This window comes from Streptomyces sp. NPDC058964 (assembly GCF_042741275.1).
In the GTDB taxonomy this organism is placed as follows: Bacteria; Actinomycetota; Actinomycetes; order Streptomycetales; family Streptomycetaceae; genus Streptomyces.
Map to the genome: position 1 here is coordinate 1 of NZ_JBHYKH010000641.1, position 4,535 is coordinate 4,535.

4 protein-coding genes are annotated in these 4,535 nt (G+C 72.3%); 2 read left to right on the top strand and 2 right to left on the bottom strand.

The window, feature by feature from the left end; genetic code table 11:
* Positions 1-49 precede the first annotated feature (49 nt).
* Both ACFW2E_RS42055 and ACFW2E_RS42060 read right to left on the bottom strand, forming a co-directional pair.
* Complete coding sequence (locus ACFW2E_RS42055) at positions 50-721, bottom strand: response regulator transcription factor (RefSeq protein ID WP_020141342.1); 672 nt, start codon at positions 719-721, stop codon at positions 50-52.
* A 72-nt stretch (positions 722-793) separates the two neighbouring features.
* Positions 794-1,726, bottom strand: a complete 933-nt coding sequence (locus ACFW2E_RS42060; protein WP_384476012.1) for a RecB family exonuclease — start codon at positions 1,724-1,726, stop codon at positions 794-796.
* A 177-nt stretch (positions 1,727-1,903) separates the two neighbouring features.
* Between ACFW2E_RS42060 and ACFW2E_RS42065 the strand changes: the two genes are divergently transcribed.
* Complete coding sequence (locus ACFW2E_RS42065) at positions 1,904-3,493, top strand: site-2 protease family protein (RefSeq protein ID WP_384476014.1); 1,590 nt, start codon at positions 1,904-1,906, stop codon at positions 3,491-3,493.
* Between the two features lie 55 nt (positions 3,494-3,548).
* Positions 3,549-4,451 carry a tRNA (adenine-N1)-methyltransferase gene (locus ACFW2E_RS42070; RefSeq protein WP_384476017.1) on the top strand — a complete coding sequence of 301 codons (903 nt, stop codon included), beginning with the start codon at positions 3,549-3,551 and terminating at the stop codon, positions 4,449-4,451.
* Positions 4,452-4,535: the final 84 nt, after the last annotated feature.

Sequence of the window (4,535 nt, forward strand, 5' to 3'; positions counted from 1 at the left end):
CGGCGCCCTCCCCCCGGGGTGGGCGCCCTCGTCGTAGCACCGCCACACGCTACTGCGCGCCGGGACGCACCAGCCCGCTCTCGTACGCGTACACGGCCGCCTGCACCCGGTCGCGCAGGCCCAGCTTCGTCAGCACGTGGCCCACGTGCGTCTTGACGGTCGTCTCGCTCACGAACAGGTCCGCGGCGATCTCCGCGTTCGACAGCCCGCGCGCCACCAGCTTCAGCACCTCCACCTCACGGTCGGTGAGCGTGTGCAGCGTGTCCGGCACCGGCTCGTCACCCGAGGGCAGATGCGTGGCGTACTTGTCCAGCAGCCGCCGCGTGATGCTCGGCGCCAGCATCGCTTCACCCGCCGCCACCACCCGGATCGCCTGCACCAGCTCGTTGGCGGGCGCGTCCTTCAGCAGGAACCCGCTGGCCCCCGCCCGCAGCGCCTCCACCACGTACTCGTCCAGGTCGAAGGTGGTCAGCACCAGCACCTTGGCCGGACCGTCCCGTCCCGGCCCGGTGATCTGCCGGGTCGCCTCCACACCGTCCATCCGCGGCATGCGGATGTCCATCAGTACCACATCGGGCTGCAGCGCCCGCACCTGGTCGAGTGCCTGCAGGCCGTCTCCGGCCTCACCGACGACCGCGATGTCCTGCTCGGCCTCCAGGATCATCCGGAAGCCCGTACGCAGCAGCGGCTGGTCGTCGACCAGTAGGACGCGGATGGCCACGTAAGTCTCCTTCGCTAGTCCGGCCCCATTCTGCCCTGCGCCCCGTCGACGCTCCGCCTCCGGGGCGCCCGCTCACAGGTCCCCGGACCCGGCCGCCCGCACCGGCAACGGGTACGGCGGGGGAGTGCCGCCGAACTCCGGGCAGTGCGCCTGGTGGTCGCACCAGCCGCACAGCTTGGTCGGACGCGGCCGCCAGTCACCGGACTCGGTGGCCTGCCGGATCGCCTCCCACAACGCCAGCAGCTTCCGCTCGACACGCTCCAGATCGGCCGGCACGGGGTCGTACGTCAGCACGTCACCACTGCCGAGATAGACGAGCTGCAGCCGCCGCGGGATCACGTTCTTCAGGCGCCACACGACCAGCGCGTAGAACTTCATCTGGAACAGCGCGCCCTCGGCGTACTCCGGCCGCGGCGCCTTGCCGGTCTTGTAGTCGACGATCCGCACCTCACCGGTCGGCGCCACGTCGACCCGGTCGATGATCCCGCGCAGCCGCAGTCCGGACTCCAGCTCGGTCTCCACGAACAGCTCGCGCTCGGCCGGCTCCAGCCGCGTCGGGTCCTCGAGCGAGAACCACCGCTCCACCAGCCGCTCCGCCTCGCTCAGCCACTGCGCCAGCCGCTCGCCCTCGGGGTCGTCGGCGAACAACTCCACGACCTCGGGCTTCGTCTCCCGCAACCGATCCCACTGGCCCGGGATCAGCGACTTCGCCCGGGGCGCTGTGCGCTCGGCGGCGGGCGCGTCGAAGAGCCGCTCGAGGACCGCGTGCACCAGGGTTCCCCGGGTCGCCGCCTCACTCGGCTTCTCCGGCAGCCGGTCGATCACCCGGAACCGGTACAGCAGCGGGCACTGCATGAAATCACTGGCCCGTGACGGCGACAGCGAGGCGGGGGCCATGACGACGTGCTGCGGAGCGGCCGCCGCCGTGCCCTCGGCCGCCGTCGCCGCCAACGGCTCGGCCATGACCGGCGGAACCGACCCTGCGCCCTCGATGCTGCTGTCCATGACCACAGACCATACGGCCCACCACTGACAGTCACCCAGTCGCGGGCCGCGACTTGCGCACGGCAGCCGGGCAAACACAGGGGGTGCCGGGGCGGAACGCCCGCCGACGGACGCATACCATCGACCCAGACCCTTCCGCCCGGCTGGCGCGGAAGACGCTTCGAACGAGGGGAAACCGTGGACGTGAGCGGCGGGAACGGGCACCCGCGGTCCGGCAACGACGAGCCGACCGAGCACCCCGCAGGTCCTACGGCCCCGGTCACCCGGAACCCCGGGCCGCAGCACGACGACGCCCCCACCACCGCCACCGGTGGAGGAGCAGAGCAGACACCGGACCACGGCCCCACGACCGGCGTCGAGCACCCCCCGGCCCCCGGGCCGCCCGCCCGCGCGGACACCCGGCCCGAGGCCCCGGACACGGACACGGACACGGACGAGGACACGAACACCGACGCGGCGGCCGGGCCGTCCGCACAGCCCGCGTCCGGCGACCGCCCGGAGCCTGCCCGCATCGCCCACACCGGCACGCACGGACCGGACGACACCGACCACACCGTCCGTTCCCACGCCGACTCCGGCATCGCCGGAGGGCCCCCGCCCCGGCGGCCCCGGGAACCCGGCGGCGGGCTCCTCATGGGACGGCCCTTCGGCGTACCCGTGTACGTGGCTCCCAGCTGGTTCCTCGTCGCCGCGCTGATCACCTGGGTGTTCGGCGGACAGCTCGACCGCGTGCTGCCGGAACTCGGCGCCGCCCGCTACCTCGTCTCCCTCTTCTTCGCGGTCGCCTTCTACGCCTCCGTCCTGGTCCACGAGCTCGCCCACACCGTCGCCGCCATCCGCTTCAAGCTCCCCGTCCGCCGCATCCAGCTCCAGTTCTTCGGCGGGGTCTCCGAGATCGAGAAGGAGGCCGAGACGCCCGGACGCGAATTCGTCCTGGCCTTCGTCGGCCCCCTGCTCTCGCTCGTGCTCGCCGGCCTGTTCTACCTCGCCATGCAGCCGGTGCGGCCCGGCACCGTCCCCGGCGTCCTGCTGGCCGGCCTGATGATCTCCAACCTCATCGTCGCCGCCTTCAACCTCCTGCCCGGCCTCCCCCTCGACGGCGGCCGCATGCTCCGAGCCGTCGTCTGGAAGATCACCGGAAAGCCCATGAGCGGCACCGTCGCCGCCGCCTGGGTCGGCCGTGCCCTCGCCCTCTCCGTCCTGATCGGCCTCCCGCTCCTCAACCAGTCCGGCGCCCTCGGCTCCGGGGGCGAGGAGATCAACGGCATGGACACCGTCACCGACGCCCTGCTCGCCGCCATCCTCGCCGCGATCATCTGGACCGGCGCCGGAAACAGCCTCCGCATGGCCCGCCTGCGCGAACACCTCCCGGAACTCCGCGCCCGCACCCTCACCCGCCGAGCCGTCCCGGTGGAGACCGACACCCCCCTCTCCGAGGCCCTGCGCCGGGCCAACGCCGCCGGCGCCCGCGCCCTCGTCGTCGTCGACGCCGACGGCAACCCCCTCTCCCTCGTGCGCGAGGCCGCCATCGTCGGCGTACCCGAACACCGCCGCCCCTGGGTCTCCGTCAGCGGCCTCGCCCAGGAACTCACCGACGGCATGCGCGTCTCGGCGGAACTCGCGGGCGAGGATCTGCTCGACGTCCTGCGTGCCACCCCCGCCACCGAGTACCTCGTCGTCGAGGAGACCGGCGAGATCTACGGCGTCCTGTCCGCCGCCGACGTCGAACGCGCCTTCGTCAAGGCCATGGCCCGCCCGACCACGTAGAACCCCCTGCCCTTCCGTGGTCGGCGGCCCCCGGAAACGCCGGTAGGCTGTTCACATGTCCGAACCGACCGGTGCCGCCCGCAGGCGCGGGCCCTTCAAGGTCGGGGACCAGGTTCAGCTGACCGACCCCAAGGGCCGTCACTACACGTTCACGCTCGAAGCCGGGAAGAACTTCCACACCCACAAGGGTTCCTTCCCGCACGACGAACTGATCGGCGCTCCCGAGGGCAGCGTTGTCCGCACCACCGGAAACGTCGCCTACCTGGCGCTGCGCCCCCTGCTCCCCGACTACGTCCTGTCCATGCCCCGCGGGGCGGCCGTCGTCTACCCCAAGGACGCGGGGCAGATCCTCGCCTTCGCCGACATCTTCCCCGGCGCCCGCGTCGTCGAGGCCGGCGTCGGCTCCGGCTCGCTCAGCAGCTTCCTGCTCCGCGCCATCGGCGACCAGGGCATGCTGCACTCCTACGAGCGCCGCGAGGACTTCGCCGAGATCGCGCAGCAGAACGTCGAGCGCTACTTCGGCGGCCCGCACCCGGCATGGCGGCTCACGGTCGGCGACCTCCAGGACAACCTGTCCGACACCGACGTCGACCGCGTCATCCTCGACATGCTCGCCCCCTGGGAGTGCCTGGAGGCCGTCTCCAAGGCGCTGGTCCCCGGCGGCATCCTGTGCTGCTACGTGGCCACCACCACCCAGCTCGCCAGGACCGTCGAGTCCATCCGCGAGATCGGCTGCTTCAACGAGCCGACCGCCTGGGAGACGATGATCCGCAACTGGCACATCGAGGGCCTCGCCGTCCGCCCCGACCACCGAATGATCGGTCACACGGGCTTCCTGCTCACCGCCCGCCGCCTCGCAGACGGCGTCGAGCCCCCCATGCGCCGCCGCCGCCCCGCCAAGGGCGCCTACGGCGAGGACTACGCCGGCCCCAACGCCGACGGAGGCGCCGGCCGCTGAGCCGTCCCCTTTGTCTCCTTCGCCGCACTTGCGGCACCAACGCACAGGCGCCGCGGCGGAGTTCCCGGGACCACACGGGAACTC

What these genes read in the sequence shown, in the direction of transcription:
- ACFW2E_RS42070 (WP_384476017.1), top strand. Translation starts at nt 3,549, where the DNA reads ATGTCCGAACCGACCGGTGCCGCCCGCAGGCGCGGGCCCTTCAAGGTC.
- ACFW2E_RS42060 (WP_384476012.1), bottom strand. Translation starts at nt 1,726, where the DNA reads ATGGACAGCAGCATCGAGGGCGCAGGGTCGGTTCCGCCGGTCATGGCC.